This window comes from Eisenbergiella sp. OF01-20 (assembly GCF_003478085.1).
Classification (GTDB): domain Bacteria; phylum Bacillota; class Clostridia; order Lachnospirales; family Lachnospiraceae; genus Eisenbergiella.
This window is the reverse complement of record NZ_QUES01000011.1, coordinates 65,275-87,918: the sequence shown is the minus strand read 5'-3', so window position 1 is coordinate 87,918 and position 22,644 is coordinate 65,275. Positions and strand designations below refer to the sequence as shown.

Here is a 22,644-nt window from a genome sequence, read left to right as displayed (position 1 = left end):
TATACAACTTTTCTGTTTAGCGGTCAAAGCGGAACTTCAACAGGCTTTCTATCAGTTGCCTGACGATATGCTCCTGCATATCCGTGTTAATCTGTCCGTCCATTTTCGCACAAGAGCGGACATATCCCGCATAATGGGATAGGACGGCGGCAACAGCTTCCGGGTCGCCCTCGCTTGCCTTAACGATTGTCTCATAGGGAAGTAGCTGGCTCATAGGACAAACCCTCCAACTCTGCCCGTAGCCGCCGTAAAATCATCTGAATACGCCGCCCGGTTGTGTTGCCAGCCCGTCCATATCTCCGTCCAATCTCCCTATGCGTCAATCGTTGGAAGTAGTACAAGAAAATGATTTCCTGTTCCATCTGTGATAGTGCGGACAGGGCTGCGGCAAGCTCTGGACTTTCCAAAAGCACCATCTGACCACAGACGAAAAGCGGATAGCTGGTCATGCCGGATTGCTCCGCAAAGTATTTATCTGTGGTACTGAATGGATAGTGTTTTTCTTCTATCAGATATTCAAGCGAGATTTCCCGCTTGCGGCGGCTCCGTATGCTCCGGGCTGCGTCTATGGCAGCGTGGCGAATAACAGTCTTGCAAAAGGCATCGTGTGTATGCCGGATATGTTCTTGATACTTTTCGTGTTCGGTCATGGAAAATCCCCCTTTCTGAATAATGGCAGAGGGCGGCAGCATCTTGTGCTGTCGCCCTCTTGATTACCGAACAGCAAAGACGGGCGGGGCTGTCAACGGCGGCGCATTTGCGCCGTTCATCTTGACCGTTGACAGGCTCGGCTGGGTTTGCTATCTGCTCACGGCAATTCACTCTCATTGATAGGAATTGCCTCAAGTTCCGTATTCAAATTGTTCCAATAAGAGCCGATATCCGCACTTGTGAAATACTTAAAACCGCCTGCTGCTGACTTCAATTCGCCGTTTTTAACCCCATAGCAGGCGTAAATCAAATCGTAGCTTGTTCCATCTGAGAGGTTAAATCTAAAGCTGGTCACATCTGCTCCGGCAGTTTCCTCAGTCGTTTTGTCTTTTAGGGATAAGCCCTTGAACTTATCATACAGGGTCTTTATATCATTTTCAGCAACAACTACTTTCTTTTCTGCTGATTCAGGCACTCCGTCATAGTGGTACATTTCAACGTTTTCGACATCTTCAACCTCAAATGGGAAGTCGATTTTGACAGGCTCATAAGCAATGTTTATAGGTAACAGAAAGAGAGCTGTAAAAATTGCAATGATACAAAGAGCGATGGAAACGAGAACAGCAATCGTTATCTTTTTTCTGCCTCTCTGCTTTTCTTTTGCCTCATGGCGCATAATAACGCTTTCGCTTTCTTCGTGAAGAACATCTTCGCTCGTGTGAGAAAGCAATTTCTGATAAATTGCGTTACAGTCAGCACAGGCGTTCAAATGCTCTTTTACCATCTCTGCGCTTGCTTCGCTGCAAGCACCGTCAACATACAGCGGAAGAATATCTCGAACAATATCGCATTGTTTACTCATGCTTTTCATCCATCCTTTCTTGAATTTTTAGCTTTGCACGATGATAAGTAACTCTCGCCCATGATTCTGTTTTTCCAAAAATTGCAGCGATTTGTGAAAAAGATAGTTCCCCGAATACGCGAAGCTGAAAGACTTCTTTGTATGGTTCTTCCAAACGGTGAAGAACGAGGTGTATGCGGAACGCCATGTCAGAATCTGCAACTGAGTTCTCAACATTTTCATTTGATGGCAAGTCATTGATTTCACTCACATCAGCTACTCGCTGACGGCTTCGCATTTCATCATGGTAAAGGTTTTTTGCTATGGAGCAGAGCCATGTCAATTCATCTGACTTACCTTTGAATTGTGATGTTGTAGAAACAGCCTTATAGAATGTGTTCTGCGTGATTTCCTCTGCTATCTCACGATTTTTGGCAAGAGAAATAGTATACGAGTATACCTGTAAATAGTAGGCTTTATAGAGCTTTTCATAGTCCATACTTGTCATCACCTCCTTCAGCTTCATAGGTTAGACGGAGAAATCGGAATTTCGTTACAAAGAAGTTTGAAATTTTTATACCTTTACGCTACTCTTGCTTTGTGCGGACTATTGGTAGACGCGCATTAACGGCAAGCAAAGAGATTGCTGTGTCAGCTTGATATGTTCAAATGCTAATTAAGTATAGCATACAGCTATGAATTTTTCTATTGCGTTCCCCTGACTTCGGAATAGTGGCAGGGCTGGCTATCCTTGTTTTGCTTTGTGCTTCTCTACCGTACATGAGCATTGGCTCCGGGGTTGTCGTTGCCGTAACCTTCCAGAAGGTTGATGGCCCCCCAAATGCCCAGGCCAGCGCCCAGGGCGACAACGAGGGTCTGAAGAACGTCCACAGCAGAGTTGAAAAATTCCATAATGTACCTCCAAAAATGTTTTAGATATTTTTGAAGGACACGCTTTCCCGTTGCGGGGGTTGCCGCCAGCTATGAGGTGGCGGCGTCCTCCCCGGAAACGTCCACTTCGTATGCGTCGTAGACCTCGCCGGGTTTCGGTTTCAGCCGGGTGGAAAGGAAACGCTCTATGTTGAAGGTGTTCCGCTTGTCCGCGTCGGCCAGATATTTGTAAAGCGGGTGGCGGGTGATGTCGTACTTGTCCGACAAAAACGGCCTAACTCCGCGCAGATGGAGGATGCACTTGCCGCCGTCCAGGACGGCAAGCTCGTCGATGCTCAAAAGCTCCTTGCCCAGTTTCTGATAGTTCAGCGAGTGGGAAGTCTCCCGGCCCCGGCTCTCGCCGGTGTTGTAGGTGTCTATTGTCTCCTTACCCAAAGCGGCGGACAACTCCTTGAGGGTGGTCGGCTCCTTGCCGCCGAGAAAAATGGAGCAGTCGCAGTTGCCGATGATGATGTCGGCGTTGTCCTTGTAAATCGCCTTGAGCTGGCTCTGCGCCTGGAGGACGAGGCAGGCCGAGATTTCCCGGCTGCGGATGGTCGCCATGAGCTTTTCCAGCTTGGGAATCTGGCCGATGTTGGCGCACACTTGAGGTATTGGCGCACGGCGAAGTGATCCGGGTCGCGTTCCCGCAGCTCCGTAAACATCAGATCGACGGTGTTCTCGAACTCCTCGTCGTCCTCCCGCACCTCCATCGCATTGATGAACTCCAGCAGGGTGGAGAAGTTTTGCTCCTCCTCCGGGGCCTCGAAGTGTATGTACCCGATGAGCGCCGTGTAGAGCAGCGTCTCCGCCTTCACCCAAAAATCGTCCCCGGCCTTGCCCTCGCCCTTGGTGTTGGCGATGAGCGTCGTCACCAATTTAAGCACATCCTTCTCCGAGTGGATATAGGCGAAGGGGTTGTAGTGCATGGACTTCTTGAAGTTGATGGTGTTCAGAATTTTGATGCGGTAGCTCTTGTGCCGCAGCAGCTTCCCGACCTCGCAGACGAGGCTGCCTTTTGGATCGGTGACGACGAAACTGACAGGGTAGGTTTTTGACGTACACTGCATGAGGTTGGGCTTGATAAAAAAGCGGGTCTTGCCGCTGCCGCTTCCGCCCACCACCAGGACGTTCTTGTTCCGGGCCGTCTTGGGGTCTTTCGGGCGGCTGTTCATCGTCAGGCGTTCCGTCTGTGTGAGGATGATGTTGTCCTCGAAGGCCGGAGCGATGTAGGGTTTGATGTCCTCCGGGGTTCCGAATCGCGCCGAGCCGTACTCCATGTTCTTGCGGTATTTCTTGGCGTTCTTCCCCTTGGTGTAGACCGCCAGCCGCAGGGCCACGGCGCAGGCGACGCCCACGCACAGGTCAATGGGGTGGAAGCTGGGGGCGAAGGACTGGAACGCGGCGGCGAAGCCGTCCATCAGGTGCAGCACCTTAGCGGAGAAGTCGGCCCCCGGCGTCAGCCGCCACGCCACGCCCAGCTTGGTGGCGAACAGCCCGATGAACAGGTACGGAAGGTTGGGGAGAATCAGCTTTTTGATATTCACCTGTCTCATAGCTCCATCTCCTTCCGCTTCGTCCTGTCCACGATGGGCTTTTTCACCATCTCCTTGAACTTTGCCAGCTTTGCCAGCACCGAGGGGCGCTGCGCCTTTTGCAGCTTCTTCCCGGTGAACTTCTCAAACGCCTTCTGCATGTTGGCCTCGTTGGGGGCCTTGAAAAACACCTGATACTTGCCCTTGCCGTTGGTGCGCACCGAGTAAGTGACCCGGTATTGCCGCGCGTAGCGGTCGAAGCTGCGCAGGCTCTTGTCCTGCACGTCCACCTCCCGCATGTCCCCGTACTGCTTTTTCAGCTCGTCCATGCTGACCTTGCCGCAGCTCTGGACATCGGGGCTTCATCGGCCCTTGTGCAGCTTCTGCTCCTTGCGGTGGGCCAGATATTTGGAAATGGCGGCTTTCAGCAGACGCCCGGTGAACTTGCTCCCGCTGATGATGAGCGTCAGCGTCCGCTGCTCAATATCCTCCTGCATGTGCCATCACACTCCTTTCCGTGGGATTGCAGGGCGGAAAGGCCGGGGCAGGAGGTCTCCGGATGCGGGCGTGGCGGGCGCTCAGTTGCCGCCGCAGACCACCAGCACATGGGCGCGCCGGAGGTAGTCGCGGGCCGTGTCGATGCCGTCCTTGTGCTCCTGGGGGATGCCGTCCTTGAGGAACAGCGGCAGGAACAGCAGCGGGCAGACCGGCGAGAGACCGGCGTCGTAGACCGCGCGGCAATACTTGGCGGCGTTCTCAGTGTTCTCGTACTCGTCCTCGCCCCGGGGGGCGGTGATATAGGCCAAAAGTCTTTTCATGGATTTTTCCTTTCTTCCGATTCCGGGCATGAAAAATGGCGGCCTGTTCAGCCGCCGTCGTGATGGAAGTCGTGATTCACCAGCATGGTGTAGTGGTTGTCGGTGGTGGCCGGGGCGTTGAACAGCGCCGCCAGCAGATAGGCCCTGGTGTTCCAAACGCGGGTGGTGTTGTCCTTGATGCCGTCCAGCACCTTTTCGATGTGGGAGGACGTGAGCTGGGAAAACCGCTCCTGCACAAAGGCGGTGGGGTACTCGACGTCCCGCCCGATTTTCATGGTCGGGCTGCGGGACAGGGCCACCTCCAGCATCAGCTCCACGAACTCGTCCACCTGCTCCCGGTTGTACGGGGTGCAGACGTACTCGTACTCGATCTGCTCCCTGATTTTTTCTCTCTCCGCAAGGATGTCATTCTTTCCTTCCGTCCCTCCCTCCGCCGCAAGCGGGGAAGGAACGAATGAATGAGTGCTTGATGGATAAGTAATTGATTTTTGAGTATTTGATTTCTTAGTATTTAATTGCGCGGGGGTTTCCAGATGTGGCGCTTCCATATCCGGCCTGTCCAGATACGGATTTTCCGTATCTGGTGAAGCCATACCCGGTGGAGGCGTATGCGGCGCACCCTCCGGGGTCGGTGTGTCCGGCCTGGGGCGGGGCTGCTCGTAGATGATGTACTCGGTGTCGGTAATGCGCCCGCCCGCGCCGCGAAGCTGGTGCCGCTCGATGTACCCGGCCTGTTCCAGTTCCCGGAGCGCCGCGCCGATGGCGTCCACGCCCTCCTTGCAGATGGCGGCGAGGCCCCGCGTGGTGTAGTTCCACTCGTCGGGCAGGGAGAGCATCATGGACAGCAGGCCCTTGGATTTCGGCGTCAGGCCGGTGTCCTTGAGGTGGTGGTTGCTCATTACGGTGTAGTCCCGCGTCCGTTCTACTCGAAAGACCGCCATAACTCGCTACCTCCCGCGCCGCCGCTTTTTCGGCTTTTCGGGGAGGATGTGGCCCTCGATGATACGGGAGTGGCGGCAAATCCTGATCTCTCCCCGCCGCTGGGCGGCCAAAACTTGGGCGTACCCCTCGTCGGAGAGGAACAGCCGCACAGTGTCGCCCCTGCCGCCCAGGGTGGATTTCCGGGAGAGCACATCGAACTCGGCCATGTGGAGGGTATCGTCCGCGAAGCGTTCCACGGCCATGAGGCCATGCCCCTTGATACCCGGCTTGTCAGGGATGCGGTTCATGCGGTGCGCCCCCTCTCCCGGAGGCCCAGGGCGGCGGGGCCGTACCGGGTGATGAGGACGGCGTTGACCACGAGGCGCAGCGCCTCCGGGTCTACCACCTCCATGTCCGCGAGGTCATTGAGGCCGATCCCCGGCGCGCCGGTGCAGATGCTTTTCGCCGCCATGAACAGGGTGTACCCGTGGGGGGAGACGCCCCGCAGACAGGCGTAGCCAAACTCCATGCCGTGCTTGCAGAAGCAGTTGGCGGCGCGGGCGAGGATATCCTCGTCTGCGGTGAGCAGATACAGCGCCGCGTGGAAGGCCGGGGTGTCCCGGTGGCGGCGGTAGCCAAGGCGGGCCTGCATCCCCTCCATGCGCCACGTCCCGCAGCGCCCCCGGAAAGAGCCGCACCAGCAGATGCAGGCGCGGCAGCAGGGCGGAGCAGCCGCTGAACGTCTCCATGACGGCCTCCCGGTAGCCGATCACTCCGGCCTCAGTGCGCTCGGCCAGCCACGGGCAGGTGCAGGCGGCGCACCCCGTCTTTTTCCGATACTCCGTGCAGAGCTTGCAGTCCACGTCCTCCGGCGAGTATCTGAATGTATTGATATAAATGATTTCCTCCTATCTCCGGACATGAAAACAGCCGGACAAAGAGTAAAATACTTGTCCGGCCCGTCCGTTTTGATATTTGATTTTATAGCTCCCGGTCGCGCTGGCGCTTTTTCATCCACGCCTCCAGCAGCTTGATGATGGTTTGCTCCATCCTCTGCGGGGTGTAGCTCTTGGGGAAATACTTGCGGAGCTTATCCGTGGAGAACGTCACCTTGTCCGTCTCCGGCCCTTTTTCCTCCGACATGACGGCGCGCGCGGCCTCCGGGGTCAGCACCCCCTCCTGGCTGGCTTTCTTCAGCCGCTGGGCCTGGGACACGGAGGGGGTGTTCTGCGAATACGCCATCGCGTCCAGCACCGGCGCCTGCTCGTCCTTCGGCAGCACCGCCAACTGATATGCCGGGGAGAGGCCGATTTTTCCGTCATCGACCATTTGCAGCAGCTCCGGCAGAAGCTCCGTCAGCGAGGCATAATTGCGCAGGATGTCCCCGCTGATGCCAAGTGATTTCCCGATTTCATCGTCGCTGCGATAATTCGCCGAAATTTTCGGCGAATTATTTTGCGGCCTCCCGGATTGCCGTTTTTCGACCTCCAACCGCATCCGATACGCCCAGGCGCGCTCACTCGGAAGCACGTCCTCCCGTTGGATATTGCTGTCCACCAGATCCGTGACGGCCTCCTCGTCGCTCACTTCCCGAATGATGACCGGCATATCTTTCAGGCCAGCCAGCTCGCTGGCCCGGTGGCGGCGTTCTCCGGCGATAATCTCATACCCGCCCTCAGGGTCGGGCCTCGCAAATCCGGGCTGACGGACGCCCCGCTCCTTCACCGTCGCGGTGATCTGGAGCATGGAAGGGTCGTCGTCCCGCACATGGTACGGCTGATTCCCCGGCATGATGCCCCGCAGCGCGGGGTAGCCCTTGAACGGGTGCAGCTCCCCCAGCGGGAGCCATACCACACGTTCCTCCCGTTCCGGCGCGGAGGGCTTATCCTGCGCCGGTTTTCTCCCCCTCTTTTTGGGGGTGGCCGTTGCTGTATCGCTCATTTCCTACACCTCCCTGAAATGAAAAGAGGACGCTCAACATGAACGTCCTCTGGTGGTGTCTATTAACTTTTTCGGAGATGGAAAACGGGCATCGCTCACCGATGCCCGTTGCGTTTGATTCTGCTGTTCGCTGTCAACCGAGGGGATGGAGGGGGAATCTGCAACACATCACACAGTCCCATTTTGCTACGTCCTTTTACGGGTTTTCCCTTGATTTTTCCCTTGCCAGCTCCCGTGAAGCACATGGAAAGCTACAAAATCTGGTAACAGCGAACAATGAGGTCACTCGCATAAATCCTTGTGTCCATGCGGCTTTCCGCCTCTTTTTGCGGTAAGCTATAACACGCCGTGAAACCTTAGAAAACTAGCGAGTGGAAATTCCGATTTGTCTGAGTTTCTATTTGCTCTCCAATTTGCGTCTGATTATATCAATCTTTAGTAAAAATAGAAAGACATTGCAGGAAAGAAAAGTATCTCGAAAAGCCATCACGGTAACAGTTCAGACGGCCTTCTCATCCACTATAAGCGGTTTACCGCTTGCATTTTGTGTCGCCGGAAATTTTTCACCAAACAGGCCGCCATCTTGATGTTGATTTTATACTCATAGGCGTTATCCGGTTTCTCCCCGCCAGCGTAGCCTGTAACAGTCCGGCTCTTTTAGTACCAGTTTTGCAATGTATTCTCCTGTTTTTGAACTTAAAAACAAAGGAATTTCATACTATGATAGAGGTATGGTATCGGTGTGCCGGTGCAAAAACCGGTATTTTTCGAAACCGTTCACACAAGCCTTACCTGCTGCCTTTTTTCCGCCATTCGCTGGGACTTAGGGAGAAGCTTTTCTTAAAGGCCTTGTAGAATATGGAGTTGTCGGAAAAGCCGCATTCCAGGGCAATTTTCTGAATGGGCTGATCGGTGCGTTCCAAAAGCTTTTTGGCATTCTGCAGGCGTATGGCGGTGAGATAGGCGTGGGGTGTCATACCCAGCTCCTGCTTCATTTTCTTATCGATATATTCGGAGGAATAATGAAAAATTTCCGACAGATGTTCCCCCGTGATGCGGGAAGCATAGTTCTCATTTACATAACGCATGAGAGCGGCTGTCAGCGGGGTATAGGACTGTTCCTGGGTATACAGCAGGCCAAGCAGTCTGAAAAATTCACTCTGAAGCTCCAGGTGGCTGCAGGGGGTCTGGTTCCGAAGGCGTTCCAGATGCTGAAGGAGCGGAAGGAAAAGGACGGGGCGGAAGGTACCGCGGATAGGCAGCATCAGCCGGCTGGTGCGATCCTCGGTATAGGAGGCTTCAAAGTGGATGTAGTAGTATTCCGCCTTGGGACTGGGAAGAGATGCGTCCTGCCAGGTGTTTTTCTTCTGGATATACCAATCGCCCGGACGGAGGGTGGTCATTACCTCATTCTCGGTAAACTGCAGGGTATTTTTGAGCATGAAAATGAGGACAAAGTATCCGCAGAAACGGGAACAGTGGTATTCATTTATGCCGAAACGTTTCAGCTGGCAGTCTGTCAGATAGGGCATGGGTGCAGGAGAGAGAAAAATAGTTTCCATAGCATAACCGCCTTTCCTGAAAGGGTTGAGGTTGCTCTATAGTTACAGAATAAAACATTTACAGAAAAAAAGGAACAAAAAGAATGAGGAGATGGAAGGATGAAAACAAAAAAATTTATTCCGCTTACCGCAAAGGAGCTGAAGCCGCAGGGATGGCTGAAGCGGCAGCTGGAAATCCAGGCGGAAGGGCTTTCAGGCCACCTGGATTTGATTTGGCCGGATATCCGCGACAGCAAATGGATCGGCGGTGACAAGGAGGGCTGGGAACGGGTGCCTTACTGGCTGGACGGTTTCATCCCGCTTGCTTATCTGCTGGAGGATGAGGATCTGATCAAGAGGGCAGGACGATATATAGATGCGATTCTGGACCGGCAGGAGGAGGACGGCTGGATCTGTCCGTGCCCGAAAGAAGAGAGAGAGACCTATGATGTATGGGCGGCTTTTTTAATATGTAAGGTACTGGTGCTCTATCATGACTGTACAGGGGATGAGCGGATCGAGTCAGCGGTCTGCCGGGCTATGAAAAACCTGCTGGGGCACATAACCCGCAACACCCTTTTTAATTGGGGAGCGGCGAGGTGGTACGAATGTCTGATCCCTCTTCTGTGGCTTTATGAAAGGCGTCCGGAGGAATGGATGCTTCAGCTCATGTATGTTCTGGATGCCCAGGGGCTGGATTATGAAAAGCTTTATGAACATTTTGACTTCGGACATCCTGCTGCAGACAAATACTGGACGCAGCTGAATCATGTGGTGAATACGGCAATGGCGCTGAAATCCAGGGCGCTGATGTCTCTTGTCACCGGGGAGGACGGGGATGCCTTCGCCCGGAAGATGTATCAGAAGGTGATGCGGTATAACAGTATGGTGACAGGACATTTTACGGGGGATGAATGCCTGTCCGGGGATTCGCCCGTCCAGGGAAGCGAATGCTGCAGCGTGGCGGAAGCCATGTATTCCTGCGAGATCCTTCTGGCGGTGACAGGCGATTCCTTCTGGGGGGATCTGCTGGAAAAAGAAGCCTTTAACTGTCTTCCGGCTACGACAACACCGGATATGTGGGCGCATCAGTACGTACAGATGACCAATCAGATCAGCGGCCGGAGAATTCCTGAGGAAGAGGTTCCTTTTAATTCCAATACCGGAGAAGCGCATATGTTTGGCCTGGAGCCTAATTTCGGATGTTGTACGGCGAATTTCAACCAGGCCTGGCCCAAATTCGCTTTATCGACGCTGATGCAGAGCCGGGAGGGGCTGGCGGTGATGTCCATGGTGCCTGCCCGGGCGCAGGTGATGCGGGACGGGACGGCAATCTGCCTTCAGGTAGTGTCCGAGTATCCGTTCCGCGATGAGGCGGTGATCGAGGTGACTGCCGATCGGCCTGTGACCATGGAGCTTCTTCTCCGGATACCAGGCTTTGCCGACGAAGCCTGGGTGGATGGGAAAAAAGCGGAGCCGGGAAGCTTTTTCAGGCTCCACAGGACCTGGGAAGGCAGTACCCGCATTATCGTCCGTTTTTCTTATGAAACAAAGCTGGCGGAACGGCCCTTTGGAGCCAGAGCCGCCGTGCGCGGGCCTTTTGTCTATTCCCTGCCTGTAAAGGCGGAATGCCGGCTGCTGGAATACAGCAGAAACGGAGTGGAGCGGAAGGCACCTTACTGTGATTACGAATTCACCCCGGTTTCAGACTGGAATTATGGTTTCTGTTCGGAATACTTTGAAGTCATTCCGCAAAACATGGGAGATTATCCGTTCTCCGTGGAAAAGCCTCCGGTGCGCCTGAAAACGAAAATGGTAAAGGTGCCCTGGGAGGAGAAAGGCGGCGTCTGCCATGTGGAGCCTTCAAAACGGATTGCCCTGGGAGAGCCGGAGGACATGTATCTGCAGCCTTATGGATGCACCAACCTGCGTATGACGGAAATGCCTTTTATCGGGGACTGAGCTGCGGGCGGAAAACAGAACCGCTTCCATTCAAACCGCTTCATTTCCTGAAAATCATCTTTTCTTTTGCAGGGGATATGATAAAATAAAAAAGAGTATGATATACTTTTTCAGAGGGAAAAGGAGTGAGCGGATGAAAAAAGGTTACAGAATGACAGCAATGGCGGCAGCGGCGGTTCTGGCAGCGGCAAGTCTGTTCCCGCCCGTACCGGCGGAGGCGGAGGAACCCGCGCCGCAGGCGTTGGGGGAACCCGCTGCCGGTGAAGCCCCCGGAAACGGTATGCTTCTTGGCGCGGTTGCCGCGGGCAGCATGACGGCGGAAGGGAATGAGCTGAAGGTCTATGTGGCTGTACAGGCGCTTCCGGGAACTGCGGGGATCGATCATATTAATATCCAGTTTAAAAATCCGGTAAATGACAGAAGCGTTACCAAGATACTCCGGGACAGGGACTATGCCAACGGTGTGTATGCGGGATGGATAACGATGAGCATTTATGAGCCTGCCGGCAATTATGTGCTGGATAAGGTGATCCTGCAGGATACCAACGGCGCTTACCTGAAATACTGCAGGGCGGAGGACCGGGAGGAAAATGACAAATACCAGACCCTTCCGTTTACGGCGGGTTTTACCATTGCAAACGGTGTGGCGGTGCTGGATGAAACCCCTCCTGTACTGGGGGCGGTGACGGTTGCTCCCGTACAGGCGGCAAAGGAGTCGCCGCTTACGGTGACCGCTGCGGTTGCGGATGATTTTTCCGGTGTGGACACGGTTGCGGTGCGCTTTGAGAATGAAAAGGGAAAAGCGATCAGCATCGACCTGGAATATCAGGGAGATATGCTCTATTCCGGCACCATCAAAAAGAGCCAGACGAAGGAAGCGGGTACCTATCGGATCAAACGGGTTTCGGTTGCTGACCATATGGGAAACAGCAAGATATATTACGGCGGTGACGGACCCTTTGCCAGTGATATTTTCTTTGTGATACAATAAGACCGGACTCATCTGCAGCAGCCTTCCGGGCTGCTGCAGTGTTTACCTAAGACAGAAGTAACGGTTTGCCCCATCACAGTTACCGACAGAAACACATATGAGGAAAACAGAATGGAAATGTTTGATATCCGCACGCCCGAAGGGGTGCTTACGGGGGAAGTGAAGGAAAGAAGCGCCGTCCACAGGGACGGGGACTGGCATGGAACAGCCCACATCTGGCTGGTACGGCAAAACGGCGGAAAAACAGAGGTGCTTTTGCAGAAGAGAAGCAGCAGGAAGGAAACTTTTCCGGGATGCTACGATGCTTCCTGTGCGGGGCATTTATCGGCAGGGGACAGTTTTGCAGAGGGAGCGCTTCGGGAGCTGGAGGAGGAGCTGGGGCTGGAGGCGAAGGAGGAGGATCTGTACCCGGCGGGTATTTATCCCTGTCAGGTGGATGATTACTTCGGCGGGGTCCATGTCCTGGACAGGGAAATCTCCGCGCTGTTTTTGTATGAAAAGCCCGTCAGGGAAGAGGAGCTTACGCTGCAGGAGGAAGAGGTGGAAGGCGTGTGCTGGATCGCTTTTGAGCAGCTGAAGGAGCTGGCGGCAGCAGGGGCGCCGGGATACTGTATTTTTCCATGGGAAACGGATGCGCTGGAAGAGGTATTCCGGAAAAGGTATCCGGGGCCGGCGGAAAATACGGTATAAGGAGCCGTCAGAGTGAGATATACAAATGCCGGAGGCGTTTTGTGCTAATCCGTGGATGAATACATAAAAGTACCCCTGTTGGAAACTTCGGAAAAAACGAAGCTTCCAACAGGGGTATTATTCTTTTGGGACGAAAGGTTTTTACTGCAGAGTCTGCTCCGTCATGATTTCCCACCGTATCCCGAACCGATCGATCAGGGAAACGAAGCAGGAGCTGTAGGTGGTGCTTTGCGGCGTCTGCCGGATAACCGCTCCCTCCTTCATGACTTCATAAGCCTCCATCACCTGTTCTTTTGTATCCATGGTTACCACCAGGGATAAGGGCGGTGAAACCGGCTTTTCCGCTATTTCTGCGGGTTCCATGTCAGACATCATCACCCGGATTCCGTACAGAAGCATTTCTCCATGATAGACACGGCCGCCTGACCGGCTGTCGGCAACGTAATCCCGGGGATTGGCATCCCGGTAATGCAGGAGACAGGTGATTTCCCCATGGAAAGCCTTTTGGTACAGATTCATGGCTTCTTCACAGTCTCCCTGGAAATGAAAATTCGGTGTGATTATCATAGGGTCCCCTCCCGGTAACGCCGGATTTACTCGTGTACGTGTGCCCCGGCATAATGGACATGAAGCAGTTCATGCTCCCTGCCTTCCAGCAGTCCGCCGTTGTAGAGATTGAATATGACAGGGTTTTCTTCGCTTCGTTTGATGGGGGCTGCTTTGTCGGAGCGGTACATTCCGGCCATACGTTCTTTTTTATCCACCTTGTGGCAGAAGGGCTGGCCGGCGCCTGCGATACAGCCGTACGGACATGCCATAACCTCTACGAAGTCAAAATGCTCTTCCCCGCTCTTGATTTTTTCCAGCAAATCATCGGCATTGCCCAGCCCGCTTACCACACCGATGCGCAGGGTACGGCCATCCATTTCCACGATGGCTTCCTTCACGCCTTCCATGCCGCGGATACCGGAGAATTTGATATCGCGCAGGGTCTGGGTGCTCTTTTCCTGTACCAGACGGCGCAGGGCCGCTTCGGTAACACCGCCGGTAACGCCGAATATAACGCCGGCGCCGGAGGAAATGGAGAAGGGCATATCGGGGGCTTCGGGGTCGATTTCGTCAAACTGGATGCCGCTTTCCCGGATCATGCGGATCAGTTCTTTTGTGGTGAGTACATAATCAACGTCCGGGACACCGTTTCGTTTGAATTCTTCCCGTACCGCTTCCATTTTCTTTGCCACACAGGGCATGATGGCAACAGAGATTGTTTCTTGGGAAACAATCTCTGTGGAAATTGTTTCCTGTTCTTCTTCCGCGTCTTTTTCCTTATAGTATTCCTTTAACACCGCGCCGAACATTTCCATAGGTGATTTACAGGTGGAGATGTAGGGCATGATATCCGGATGCTTGGTTTCCGCAAAGCGTATCCAGGCGGGGCAGCAGGAGGTGAACAGAGGGAAACGGCCGTCGCCGCTTTCCAGCTTTTCCGCCAGCTCCCGGGCTTCTTCCATAATGGTCAGATCGGCGCCCACGCAGGTGTCATAAACGGCATCGAAGCCCAGCATACGGATGGCGGTGAAAATCCTGCCGATGCTGTCTTCACCGGGCGGAAGGCCGAAGGCTTCTCCCAGGGCCACACGGACGGCAGGGGCAACCTGTACCACCACGCGTTTGGCCGGATCGTAGAGGTGGCGCCATACTTTATCCATATTGGTTTTTACCTTGATTGCTGCAGTGGGGCATACGGCCGCACACTGGCCGCAGTTCACACAGTCGGTCTCCGCCAGTTTCTTGCCGAAGGCGGGAGTGACCACCATGGAGGAGCCGCGTTCCGCGAAATCAATAGCTCCCACGTGCTGTACTTCATTACATACCCTCACACAGTCGCCGCAGAGAATACATTTGCTGGGATCCCTCACGATGGACACCGAGGAATCGTCCACGGGCTGAGGGGTTCTTGTATTGGGAAAACGAACGTCCGTCAGTCCCAGACGGCCTGCCAGCTCCTGCAGGCGGCAGGTCTGGTTCTTTTCACATATGGTACAGTCCCGGCAGTGGGAGGCCAGCAGCAGCTCCAGGATCATTTTGCGGTGATGCTGCAGGCGGGGGGTATTGGTACGGATGGACATTTTATCCTTGGGAGGGGTGGAGCAGGAGGCAATCAGGTTGCCGCGCTCGTCCTCAACCATACACATACGGCAGGCGCCGTAAATGGAAAGGTCGGAATAATAGCAAAGGGTGGGTACGTGGATTCCCACGCTGTTGATTACCTGCAGGATATTTTTTTCCTGGTCGAAATCCGCCCTTATGCCGTCAATAATCATGTATTTTGCCATTTCAGATTCTCCTTTATGCGATTGCATGAAATCAGTAAATTGCATGGAATGGACAGCCGTCCTTACAGGTGCCGCACTTGATACATTTGCTGACATCGATAGTATGGGGCTTCTTCAGTTCGCCCGTAATAGCGGACACAGGACAGAGCCTTGCACACTTGGTACAGCCTCTGCAAAGGTCGGGATCGATTTGCAGGTTGACAAGCGCCTTGCATTGTCCGGCAGGACATTTTTTATCCACAACGTGGGCAATGTATTCTTCGCGGAAATATTTCATGGTGCTGACAACCGGGAAAGCGGCTGTTTTTCCAAGGCCGCATAAAGCGGTATCGGAAATGGTCTGGGAGAGTTCCCCGAGCATATCCAGATGCTCCATGGTTCCCCTGCCCTCCGTGATATCGGTTAGAAGCTCCAGCATACGTTTCGTGCCTTCCCGGCAGGGAACGCATTTGCCGCAGGATTCGTTCTGGGTAAAATTCATAAAGAAGCGGGCAACCTCCACCATACAGCTTTTGTCGTTCATGACAACCAGGCCGCCGGAGCCGATCATGGCGCCCACTTTTTTCAGGGAATCAAAATCCAGGTGCATATCCAGGTGATCCTCGGTGGCGCTGATGCACAGACAGCCGCCGGAGGGGCCGCCGATCTGGACCGCTTTGAAATCGCCGCCTTTTACACCGCCGCCGATGTCGAAAATAACCTCCCGGAGAGTGGTTCCCATGGGAACCTCGATGAGTCCGGTATTATTGACATTTCCGGTAAGGGCAAAGGCTTTGGTGCCGTGGTTGTTTGCCGGCCCCATAGTCTTGTACCAGTCGGCGCCCTTCAGGATAATGGGAGCTACGTTGCAGAAGGTTTCCACGTTGTTCAGGACGGTTGGCTTTTCGAAAAGCCCTTTTTCCACAGTCCTGGGGGGTTTTACCCTGGGCATGCCCCGGTTCCCTTCGATGGAGGAGGTGAGGGCACTTCCCTCGCCGCATACGAATGCACCCGCCCCCTGGCTTATTTTAACGGTGAAATCAAAACCGGAACCCAGGATGTTTTCACCCAGGAGGCCGATTTCTATGGCCTGGTCAATGGCATTCTGAAGACGGGATACAGCCAGCGGATATTCCGCGCGCACATAGATATAGCCATAATGTGCACCGGTAGCGATACCGGATATAAGCATACCTTCCAGCACACGGTGGGGTTCGCCTTCCATCATGGAACGATCCATGAATGCGCCCGGATCCCCTTCGTCGCCGTTGCAGACGACATATTTAATCTCTTCGGGCTGACGGAGCACCTGCGCCCATTTACGGCCGGTGGGGAATCCGCCGCCCCCTCTGCCACGCAGGCAGGAGTCTGTGATTTCATCCACGATCTGCTGGGGAGTCATATCAAATAAAGCCTTAGCCACGGCGCTGTAGCCGCCTTCGGCAATGTATTCCTTTACGGATTCCGCATTGATATGGCCGCAGTATTCCAGGGCCACACGGGTCTGTTTCTTATAGAAAGGAATATCTTCCTGTTTGGGATAGGATTTGAGGGACTGATCCTGGTAAACAAGGTGCTCCACGATTTCATCCTTCAGAATGCTTCTTTCGATGATTTCCTCGCAGTCTTCCACTTTTACCTTTATGTACAGAAGCCCTTCCGGATCGATGCGCAGCAGCGGCCCCATTTCACAGAAGCCGTGGCAGCCGCTTTTTTTCAGGCCGACGGGCTGATCCTTGCAGCCGCAGCCGTCATTTCCGGCGGAATGAAGGGAAGGATCGTGAGGCTCTTCCTCTAAGACTACCTCACAGCAGATTCCTTTTTCTTCCATAAGCTCTTTCAGGCGGTCATAAATCAGAAGGGAGCCGCCTGCCACACAGCCGGTTCCCGCACAGACCAGAATCCGTTTCTTCTGGGCATTCACCCGGCTGCTGTAGTATTCCTGCAAGTGGTTTAATTCGTCGCGGCTGTTAATTCTCATTGGCTGCTTCCTCCCTCAGTTCGCTTATGAGTTCTCGTGCTTTTTCCGGTGTCATGGCGGCATGTACCTTATCGTTAACGGTGCATACCGGCGCCAGACCGCAGGCTCCCAGGCAGGATACGGTTTCCAGGGTAAAAAGCATATCGTCCGAATTGTGCTTGGTTTCGGACAGGCCCAGGATATTCCGGAACTCCTCCAGGATGGGAATAGATTTACGGACATGACAGGCAGTGCCGTCGCATACTTTGATGACATATCTGCCCTTCGGTTCCAGAGAAAAGTTCTCGTAGAAGGTGGCAACGCCGTAGATCTTGGCTTCGCTCAGCTTCAGCTTCCCGGCAATGTAGGTAAGCGCTTCTTCGGGAAGATAACGGTACTTCTTCTGGATGTCCTGCATGACTGCGATAACGGAAGAACTGTCGTAATCATGGCTTGAAAGAATCTCATCGAGGCTGGTGATTTCTTCTTGCGTTAACATGTGAACTCCTTTCGTTCGTGCGGAAATGCTGCGGGAAAACAGCCGGCATTTCAGGCTTTGCCCCAAGGCCGGCGGAAAGAGGTATTCCGGCAGCTGTCCGCAGGGTAACCCCTGCTTTCCATTAAAATTTTCCTTCTTGTAACCCCATGGCTTACTGCGGGGTATAGGACGCCTGCTGTCAGTAGATGGACTGCCTGGCTTTGCGGCCGGGCAGATGATCAGCAATGGTTTTAATATTTTACCATAAAACCATGGTATGTACCATTAAATTTCTATGAAATTTGATAAAAAAACTCATATTATCATAAAATATTTAAAGAATATACAAAAGATACAATGAATTTGTAAATAAATATACATTATGCCTGAAAATATAGCCCGGAAAAATGGGAGTATTCTTGTTTGCTCAGTATGGCACATGATCACGGAGGGATCCGTAACTTAGTAGTTGCCCATCCTGCATTTTTTCTATAGAATAATAGAAAAGAAGAAAAGGAGCCTTTATCTTATGAAAGGGAGGAAATACAGCAAAGGGAAAAGGGCGGGAATGATACTGGCGGCAGCTGTCTTTGTAACTGTTGTTGGAATTTTCGGGTATATAGAAGATTATTATCATGCGCTACCCGTTATGCAGGAAACTTTGTCCGCAGCGGAGGAAGAGACGGCTGCGGAGCAGGCGGGGAAAAAATGGATTACCTATGGGGATCCGGAATGCGGCAGGGGGCTGGTATTCTATCCGGGAGCCAAGGTGGAGGAAGAGGCATACGGGCCGCTGCTTCGTGAAATCGCGGGGCAGGATTTTTTCTGTGTGCTGGTAAGGATGCCCGGCCGCCTGGCGGTGTTCAACAGCGGCGCGGCGGCGCAGGTGATGGAGGCCTATCCCGATATGGAGGAATGGTATCTGGGAGGGCATTCCCTGGGAGGGGCGATGGCCGCTTCCTTTGCGGCCTCCGGACAGGAAGAAAAGATGAAGGGACTGGTGCTGCTGGCGGCATATGCGGCAAAACCTCTGCCGGAGGAACTGGCTGTCTTAAGCATATATGGAAGCCGGGATGTGGTACTGAACCGGGAAAAATATGAGGAATACCGGGATAACCTGCCGGAGGGCAGTGTGGAATATGTGATAGAAGGCGGCAACCATGCGGGATTTGGCTGGTATGGGGAGCAGGATGGGGATGGAGAGGCCGGGGTGACGCCCCCGGAGCAGTGGAAAATGACGGCGGAAAAAATAGGAAGCTGGGCGGATGGGATGGAAGGATAAAGAACGGGGAGATATGTTATGAGGGGAAAGCGGTTGTGGAAAAGAATCGGCAGTATTCTGTTTGCGGTATGCCTTGCGGGTATTACCGCCGCCTGTCAGTTAACGGGTAATACGGTACAAGGCGGGAAGAAGGGGGATGAGAAGCCGGAAGAGGTGGTCATACATGTACTTGTAACCACGCATGCCTGGACAAAGGATATGGAGGACATCCCCAGTTTTCAGGCGCTGAGTGAAAAAACAGGGGTAAAAGTGGTATGGGAGCAGGTCCGCTCCGGCTGGGAGGAAAAGAAAAATGCTATCCTTTCCAGCGGGGATGTGCCGGATGTTTTTCTGGGCGGGGCCATTACGGATGCCGATATATCGGCGTATCAGGATCTTTTTCTGCCGCTGGACGGGCTGATAGATGACCAGGCGCCCTATGTATGTAACATGTTTGAGGAAAAGCCGGATACCAGGATGCTGGCGACTTTTACCGACGGGAATATCTATGGCCTTCCGTCTGTGAAGTTCCACAGGCCGGACAGTACTTCCATGATGATGATTAATCAGGAGTGGCTGGATACCCTGGGTCTTGAGACACCCCGGACATTGGAGGAATTCAGGGAAGTGCTCAGGGCCTTCCGGGACGGGGATCCCAACGGAAACGGAAAGGCGGATGAAATCCCCTTTGATTTTTCCAATAACAGGGGATTGTTTACCGCTATGAATCTGATAGGAGCTTATGGAAGATGTGCCGAGGATTTTTCCGGAGAATGGTTTGGTATGGATCAAGGAGAGATTCTTTTTCTGCCGGTTACGGAGGAATATTACCAGTTGGTAAGCTATCTGCACAGTTTATTTGAGGAGGGCCTTATCAATCCGGATGTGTTCAGCCAGGATTATTCCCAGTTTCAGCTGAAATCAAAAAATCCGGAAGCCATGACGGTAGGAGCGACTCTGGGCTGGTCCATTGAGGATCGCATGGGGCCGGATTATGCGGAAAGTTACCGGGTCCTTCTGCCGCTCAGTGCTTCCGAAGAGATGGCCCCTTATTGGCCTTCCCACCCGGCACGGTGCAAATATGAGACAAACCGTGTGGTGGTAACTGCCAATAATCCCTATCCGGAGGAAACCATGCAATGGATTAATGAAATGTATGGGGAAGAATTTTCCGTACAGGCTATTTATGGTTCTTTCGGCATAGGGGTGGAAAAAACAGAGGATGGCTATGAGGTACTGCCCGCTCCGGGAGGAAAGACGGCGGATGAATGGAAATGGATGAATTCCCTGGGAGGGAACGCCGTATGTTTTGCTTCGGATGAACTGGACAGCCGGTTGAAGCCACCGGCTTCCATAGCCCTGAGTCTGGAGCAATACCGCCTGTATGAGCCTTATTTCCAGCCGGAGGAGGATATTCTCCCACGATTGAAATTTACCAGGGAGGAAGCGGACCGTCTTGCCATAATAAAAACCGGCATCCTGAAGCTTGTGGATGAAAAATGGGTAAAATGGATCGCTTCGGGCGGAATCGAGGAGGAATGGGACGCGTATCTGGAAGAAATCGGGCAGATGGGATTTGAGGAAATGATGAAAATCTATCAGGACGAGCTGGAGAGTTACCGGCAGGAGGAATCCTAAATGAATGAAAAGGAAAGGCGGAAAAGCAGTTACTTAAAATTCCTTTTTTCATATGTTATTGTATTTTTGCTGCCTGTCATGGTTATGCTGATTTATTTTTATCCGGCTGTCAGCAGGAATATGAATGAAAGTGCGCTAATAGCAGGAAAGCATTCTCTTACTTTGCTGAAAAATTCTGTGGACACTCAGTTCCGCATGATATCCAATTACCCGTCGGCCATATGGATGGATCCGGATATCACAGCAAAAATGCTGCATGACGGAAGTTCTTATGACCATTATCTGCTCCAGACAGAACTGAAGAAAATCGTAGGTACGAATCCTTTCCTGGAAAAGGTGCTTCTTTTTAACCGGAATGACGGATTGTTCTTTGGGACGGATACTCTTTATTCCTCTTGGGAAATCAATAATCCGGGCAGCGCCTTTTTTTATGATAATTGGGATAAGGAAGCCTTTATGACGTATTTTCTGGGCCTTAAGAAGATGGATGTAAGGGAAGCGGAGCCTGTATTTATGAATCAGACTCTGATGAATGATATAATTACCATAAGCCTTCCCATACCGGTGGGAAATCCACAGGCCGAACTGGTGCTTATTGTTTTAATCAGGGAAAAGAATCTGTTCTCTGATATGGGATCCCTGCAGGGAGAAGAAGGGGAAGGGAGTTTTTTTGCGGTGCTGGATGAAAAAAACAGGCCGATTGCGCTATCCGCCCATGAAGCAGGACTTACGGAAGAGACAATCACCGGATTGGTAGAAAGCGGGATAAAGGAAAACGGGCAGTATCTTATTTCTTCTCTGGATTCCAACTATTATGATATGAAATATGTTATCATCCAGGACAAAACGAAAATACAGCAGGGAATGAACCGGGTGAGCCGTAATACGCTGGTGCTGTTTGTGCTGCTGCTGGCAGGGGGAGCCGCCCTCATATGGAGTTTTGCCCATATCAGCTATAAGCCCATTCTTCTTTTGAAAAAGAAGGTATCGTCCAGGGAAGAACAGTTGAAAAATTATTTTTTTACCCAATGTATGGGCGGTGTTTTTACAGAAGAAGAGCAGGTCAGGGAAAATGCGGAGGCCTGTTCGGCCGTGCTTTTCCCATGGAATTGCTGTATTGTCTGTCAGGGGAAGGACAGGGAAACCCAGAAAGCGGAGGTAACCGCTATCCTGGAAAAAGTAACTCAAAAATGGCTCTCCATGATGGGCGGCGGGGGAAAAGAGAAGCAATTTCTTTGTTATCGCCCGGAAGGATTGAATAAAGAATATGAAACGCTGTTGGTATCCGCAGAAGAAGAAGGTATGCTGGAAACATGGATAAAGATGTTCCGGGAGGTTTACCAAAGCGAAACGTATTCGTTTTATGCCGGGATTGGACGCAGTGCGGCGCCGCCGGATATCCATACCTCTTATATGCTGAGTGTGGCAGCTGTTGAATATGCCATGACCAGAAAACGCCCTTCGGCGGTAAGCTATGACTGTATAGAAGTGAAACGGGTGGAAAATCTGAACGAGATCTTTGAATGCGGAAGGCATCTGGAAATTGCCGTCCTGCGGAAAAACGGGGCGGAGCTGCGCAGCTGTACCGGCCGGATGATTAAATATCTGGAAGGTCTGAGAGGAGCGGAGGAAACCTATAAAGTAGTGTACCGTAATATGTATAATCTTCTTGCCAGGGAATGGAATGCCAGAGGGGCGAAAAAGGAATATATCTATACCATTGCCGATAAGAAAAGACTGGATTATGAGGTGATGGAACAGACTTTTTCCTTGCTGGCGGATCAGCTTTCCCGAATGTGGGAAGAGGGGAAAACGGAAAAGGGCAAGGATTTGGATATCCGGGATGTATTCCGTTATATGGAAGAAAATGCCGGGGATTATAATCTTTCCCTGCAGTCCGCTGCAGAGCAATTCGGTATGTCTTATTCCAATTTGAGTCATTATTTTAAAAATTCCGCCGGGATGAATTTTTCCACCTGGCTTGAGCGTCTGCGGGTGGAGAAGGCAAAGGAATACCTGGAGAATTCCGAAGATTCGCTGGAAAAAATAGCGGCTGAGGTGGGATATTCCACAGCCAATGGGTTGGGAAGAGTTTTTAAAAAGCATTGTGGAATGACGCCGGGAGAATACAGAAAAAGCCTGCGGCATTCAGAATGATGGCAGGATGGCAG

The 22,644-nt window shown here is 52.7% G+C and carries 22 protein-coding genes and 2 pseudogenes; 6 read left to right on the top strand and 18 right to left on the bottom strand.

Annotation, left to right across the window (positions count from 1 at the left end; genetic code table 11):
* Nucleotides 1-16: 16 nt before the first annotated feature.
* From DXA36_RS14590 to DXA36_RS14525, 14 genes and pseudogenes are all read right to left on the bottom strand, one after another.
* Nucleotides 17-214, bottom strand: a complete 198-nt coding sequence (locus tag DXA36_RS14590; RefSeq protein ID WP_005921293.1) for a helix-turn-helix domain-containing protein — start codon at nucleotides 212-214, stop codon at nucleotides 17-19.
* Entirely contained in the window at nucleotides 192-650 is a 459-nt protein-coding gene (locus DXA36_RS14585) for an RNA polymerase sigma factor (protein WP_023921375.1), read from the bottom strand. The genes DXA36_RS14590 and DXA36_RS14585 overlap by 23 nt, the downstream gene beginning before the upstream one ends.
* Nucleotides 651-808: 158 nt before the next feature.
* Entirely contained in the window at nucleotides 809-1,513 is a 705-nt protein-coding gene (locus DXA36_RS14580) for a zf-HC2 domain-containing protein (RefSeq protein ID WP_005921297.1), read from the bottom strand.
* A complete protein-coding gene (locus tag DXA36_RS14575) occupies nucleotides 1,506-1,991 on the bottom strand; it encodes an RNA polymerase sigma factor (RefSeq protein WP_008818014.1) in 486 nt (161 codons plus the stop codon). The genes DXA36_RS14580 and DXA36_RS14575 overlap by 8 nt, the downstream gene beginning before the upstream one ends.
* Before the next feature lie 272 nt (nucleotides 1,992-2,263).
* Nucleotides 2,264-2,404, bottom strand: a complete 141-nt coding sequence (locus tag DXA36_RS14570; protein ID WP_118680270.1) for a Maff2 family mobile element protein — start codon at nucleotides 2,402-2,404, stop codon at nucleotides 2,264-2,266.
* 69 nt (nucleotides 2,405-2,473) lie between these two features.
* Nucleotides 2,474-3,978: pseudogene (locus DXA36_RS14565) on the bottom strand (type IV secretory system conjugative DNA transfer family protein).
* Nucleotides 3,975-4,286, bottom strand: a complete 312-nt coding sequence (locus tag DXA36_RS14560; protein ID WP_330425036.1) for a PcfB family protein — start codon at nucleotides 4,284-4,286, stop codon at nucleotides 3,975-3,977. The pseudogene DXA36_RS14565 and the gene DXA36_RS14560 overlap by 4 nt, the downstream one beginning before the upstream one ends.
* A 33-nt stretch (nucleotides 4,287-4,319) precedes the next feature.
* Entirely contained in the window at nucleotides 4,320-4,454 is a 135-nt protein-coding gene (locus DXA36_RS34415) for a hypothetical protein (protein ID WP_330425035.1), read from the bottom strand.
* A gap of 90 nt (nucleotides 4,455-4,544) precedes the next feature.
* Nucleotides 4,545-4,775: pseudogene (locus DXA36_RS14555) on the bottom strand (DUF7768 domain-containing protein); the annotation flags it as partial.
* Between the two features lie 47 nt (nucleotides 4,776-4,822).
* Nucleotides 4,823-5,716: a DUF6017 domain-containing protein gene (locus DXA36_RS14550; RefSeq protein WP_118680269.1), complete on the bottom strand. Its 894-nt coding sequence runs from the start codon at nucleotides 5,714-5,716 to the stop codon at nucleotides 4,823-4,825.
* Nucleotides 5,717-5,722: 6 nt separating this feature from the next.
* A complete protein-coding gene (locus DXA36_RS14545; RefSeq protein WP_118680268.1) occupies nucleotides 5,723-6,004 on the bottom strand; it encodes a DUF5720 family protein in 282 nt (93 codons plus the stop codon).
* Nucleotides 6,001-6,357: a hypothetical protein gene (locus tag DXA36_RS33565; RefSeq protein WP_243114657.1), complete on the bottom strand. Its 357-nt coding sequence runs from the start codon at nucleotides 6,355-6,357 to the stop codon at nucleotides 6,001-6,003. The genes DXA36_RS14545 and DXA36_RS33565 overlap by 4 nt, the downstream gene beginning before the upstream one ends.
* Nucleotides 6,358-6,677: 320 nt before the next feature.
* Nucleotides 6,678-7,637: a ParB/RepB/Spo0J family partition protein gene (locus tag DXA36_RS14535; protein WP_118680267.1), complete on the bottom strand. Its 960-nt coding sequence runs from the start codon at nucleotides 7,635-7,637 to the stop codon at nucleotides 6,678-6,680.
* 788 nt (nucleotides 7,638-8,425) lie between these two features.
* The gene (locus DXA36_RS14525; RefSeq protein WP_118680265.1) at nucleotides 8,426-9,199 is read right to left on the bottom strand and encodes a helix-turn-helix domain-containing protein; all 774 of its coding nucleotides are present in this window, start codon (nucleotides 9,197-9,199) and stop codon (nucleotides 8,426-8,428) included.
* Nucleotides 9,200-9,298: 99 nt separating this feature from the next.
* On the opposite strand from DXA36_RS14525, the gene DXA36_RS14520 reads away from it, so the two are divergent.
* The 3 genes from DXA36_RS14520 to DXA36_RS14510 all read left to right on the top strand — a co-directional run bounded on the left by DXA36_RS14520 (nucleotide 9,299) and on the right by DXA36_RS14510 (nucleotide 12,821).
* A complete protein-coding gene (locus DXA36_RS14520) occupies nucleotides 9,299-11,140 on the top strand; it encodes a beta-L-arabinofuranosidase domain-containing protein (protein WP_118680264.1) in 1,842 nt (613 codons plus the stop codon).
* Nucleotides 11,141-11,273: 133 nt separating this feature from the next.
* Complete coding sequence (locus DXA36_RS14515; protein ID WP_118680263.1) at nucleotides 11,274-12,131, top strand: hypothetical protein; 858 nt, start codon at nucleotides 11,274-11,276, stop codon at nucleotides 12,129-12,131.
* A 111-nt stretch (nucleotides 12,132-12,242) separates the two neighbouring features.
* Entirely contained in the window at nucleotides 12,243-12,821 is a 579-nt protein-coding gene (locus DXA36_RS14510) for an NUDIX hydrolase (RefSeq protein ID WP_118680262.1), read from the top strand.
* A 141-nt stretch (nucleotides 12,822-12,962) separates the two neighbouring features.
* On the opposite strand, the gene DXA36_RS14505 is transcribed toward DXA36_RS14510, so the two are convergent.
* Genes DXA36_RS14505 through DXA36_RS14490 form a run of 4 tightly spaced genes read right to left on the bottom strand, consistent with a single transcriptional unit; the run spans nucleotide 12,963 to nucleotide 17,595 of the window.
* Entirely contained in the window at nucleotides 12,963-13,388 is a 426-nt protein-coding gene (locus tag DXA36_RS14505; RefSeq protein ID WP_118680261.1) for a VOC family protein, read from the bottom strand.
* Between the two features lie 26 nt (nucleotides 13,389-13,414).
* The gene (locus DXA36_RS14500; RefSeq protein WP_118680260.1) at nucleotides 13,415-15,157 is read right to left on the bottom strand and encodes a [FeFe] hydrogenase, group A; all 1,743 of its coding nucleotides are present in this window, start codon (nucleotides 15,155-15,157) and stop codon (nucleotides 13,415-13,417) included.
* A gap of 31 nt (nucleotides 15,158-15,188) precedes the next feature.
* Nucleotides 15,189-17,117, bottom strand: coding sequence for an NADH-quinone oxidoreductase subunit NuoF (locus DXA36_RS14495; protein ID WP_118680259.1), 1,929 nt, complete (start codon nucleotides 17,115-17,117; stop codon nucleotides 15,189-15,191).
* Nucleotides 17,107-17,595, bottom strand: coding sequence for an NADH-quinone oxidoreductase subunit NuoE family protein (locus tag DXA36_RS14490; RefSeq protein ID WP_118680258.1), 489 nt, complete (start codon nucleotides 17,593-17,595; stop codon nucleotides 17,107-17,109). Before DXA36_RS14490 ends, DXA36_RS14495 begins: the two co-directional genes overlap by 11 nt.
* Before the next feature lie 508 nt (nucleotides 17,596-18,103).
* On the opposite strand from DXA36_RS14490, the gene DXA36_RS14485 reads away from it, so the two are divergent.
* From DXA36_RS14485 to DXA36_RS14475, 3 genes are read left to right on the top strand one after another with little or no spacing between them, the layout of a single operon-like run.
* On the top strand, nucleotides 18,104-18,856 hold the full coding sequence (locus DXA36_RS14485; RefSeq protein ID WP_118680257.1) for an alpha/beta hydrolase: 753 nt from the start codon (nucleotides 18,104-18,106) through the stop codon (nucleotides 18,854-18,856).
* A gap of 18 nt (nucleotides 18,857-18,874) precedes the next feature.
* Nucleotides 18,875-20,473, top strand: a complete 1,599-nt coding sequence (locus DXA36_RS14480) for an extracellular solute-binding protein (RefSeq protein WP_118680256.1) — start codon at nucleotides 18,875-18,877, stop codon at nucleotides 20,471-20,473.
* Complete coding sequence (locus DXA36_RS14475) at nucleotides 20,474-22,630, top strand: helix-turn-helix domain-containing protein (protein WP_118680255.1); 2,157 nt, start codon at nucleotides 20,474-20,476, stop codon at nucleotides 22,628-22,630.
* Nucleotides 22,631-22,644: the final 14 nt, after the last annotated feature.

Bases quoted from the DNA above. Each gene is read 5' to 3' on its own strand.
- DXA36_RS14590 (WP_005921293.1), bottom strand. From the start codon at position 214: ATGAGCCAGCTACTTCCCTATGAGACAATCGTTAAGGCAAGCGAGGGC.
- DXA36_RS14585 (WP_023921375.1), bottom strand. From the start codon at position 650: ATGACCGAACACGAAAAGTATCAAGAACATATCCGGCATACACACGAT.
- DXA36_RS14580 (WP_005921297.1), bottom strand. From the start codon at position 1,513: ATGAGTAAACAATGCGATATTGTTCGAGATATTCTTCCGCTGTATGTT.
- DXA36_RS14575 (WP_008818014.1), bottom strand. From the start codon at position 1,991: ATGGACTATGAAAAGCTCTATAAAGCCTACTATTTACAGGTATACTCG.
- DXA36_RS14570 (WP_118680270.1), bottom strand. From the start codon at position 2,404: ATGGAATTTTTCAACTCTGCTGTGGACGTTCTTCAGACCCTCGTTGTC.
- DXA36_RS14560 (WP_330425036.1), bottom strand. From the start codon at position 4,286: ATGGACGAGCTGAAAAAGCAGTACGGGGACATGCGGGAGGTGGACGTG.
- DXA36_RS34415 (WP_330425035.1), bottom strand. From the start codon at position 4,454: ATGCAGGAGGATATTGAGCAGCGGACGCTGACGCTCATCATCAGCGGG.
- DXA36_RS14550 (WP_118680269.1), bottom strand. From the start codon at position 5,716: ATGGCGGTCTTTCGAGTAGAACGGACGCGGGACTACACCGTAATGAGC.
- DXA36_RS14545 (WP_118680268.1), bottom strand. From the start codon at position 6,004: ATGAACCGCATCCCTGACAAGCCGGGTATCAAGGGGCATGGCCTCATG.
- DXA36_RS33565 (WP_243114657.1), bottom strand. From the start codon at position 6,357: ATGGAGGGGATGCAGGCCCGCCTTGGCTACCGCCGCCACCGGGACACC.
- DXA36_RS14535 (WP_118680267.1), bottom strand. From the start codon at position 7,637: ATGAGCGATACAGCAACGGCCACCCCCAAAAAGAGGGGGAGAAAACCG.
- DXA36_RS14525 (WP_118680265.1), bottom strand. From the start codon at position 9,199: ATGGAAACTATTTTTCTCTCTCCTGCACCCATGCCCTATCTGACAGAC.
- DXA36_RS14520 (WP_118680264.1), top strand. From the start codon at position 9,299: ATGAAAACAAAAAAATTTATTCCGCTTACCGCAAAGGAGCTGAAGCCG.
- DXA36_RS14515 (WP_118680263.1), top strand. From the start codon at position 11,274: ATGAAAAAAGGTTACAGAATGACAGCAATGGCGGCAGCGGCGGTTCTG.
- DXA36_RS14510 (WP_118680262.1), top strand. From the start codon at position 12,243: ATGGAAATGTTTGATATCCGCACGCCCGAAGGGGTGCTTACGGGGGAA.
- DXA36_RS14505 (WP_118680261.1), bottom strand. From the start codon at position 13,388: ATGATAATCACACCGAATTTTCATTTCCAGGGAGACTGTGAAGAAGCC.
- DXA36_RS14500 (WP_118680260.1), bottom strand. From the start codon at position 15,157: ATGGCAAAATACATGATTATTGACGGCATAAGGGCGGATTTCGACCAG.
- DXA36_RS14495 (WP_118680259.1), bottom strand. From the start codon at position 17,117: ATGAGAATTAACAGCCGCGACGAATTAAACCACTTGCAGGAATACTAC.
- DXA36_RS14490 (WP_118680258.1), bottom strand. From the start codon at position 17,595: ATGTTAACGCAAGAAGAAATCACCAGCCTCGATGAGATTCTTTCAAGC.
- DXA36_RS14485 (WP_118680257.1), top strand. From the start codon at position 18,104: ATGAAAGGGAGGAAATACAGCAAAGGGAAAAGGGCGGGAATGATACTG.
- DXA36_RS14480 (WP_118680256.1), top strand. From the start codon at position 18,875: ATGAGGGGAAAGCGGTTGTGGAAAAGAATCGGCAGTATTCTGTTTGCG.
- DXA36_RS14475 (WP_118680255.1), top strand. From the start codon at position 20,474: ATGAATGAAAAGGAAAGGCGGAAAAGCAGTTACTTAAAATTCCTTTTT.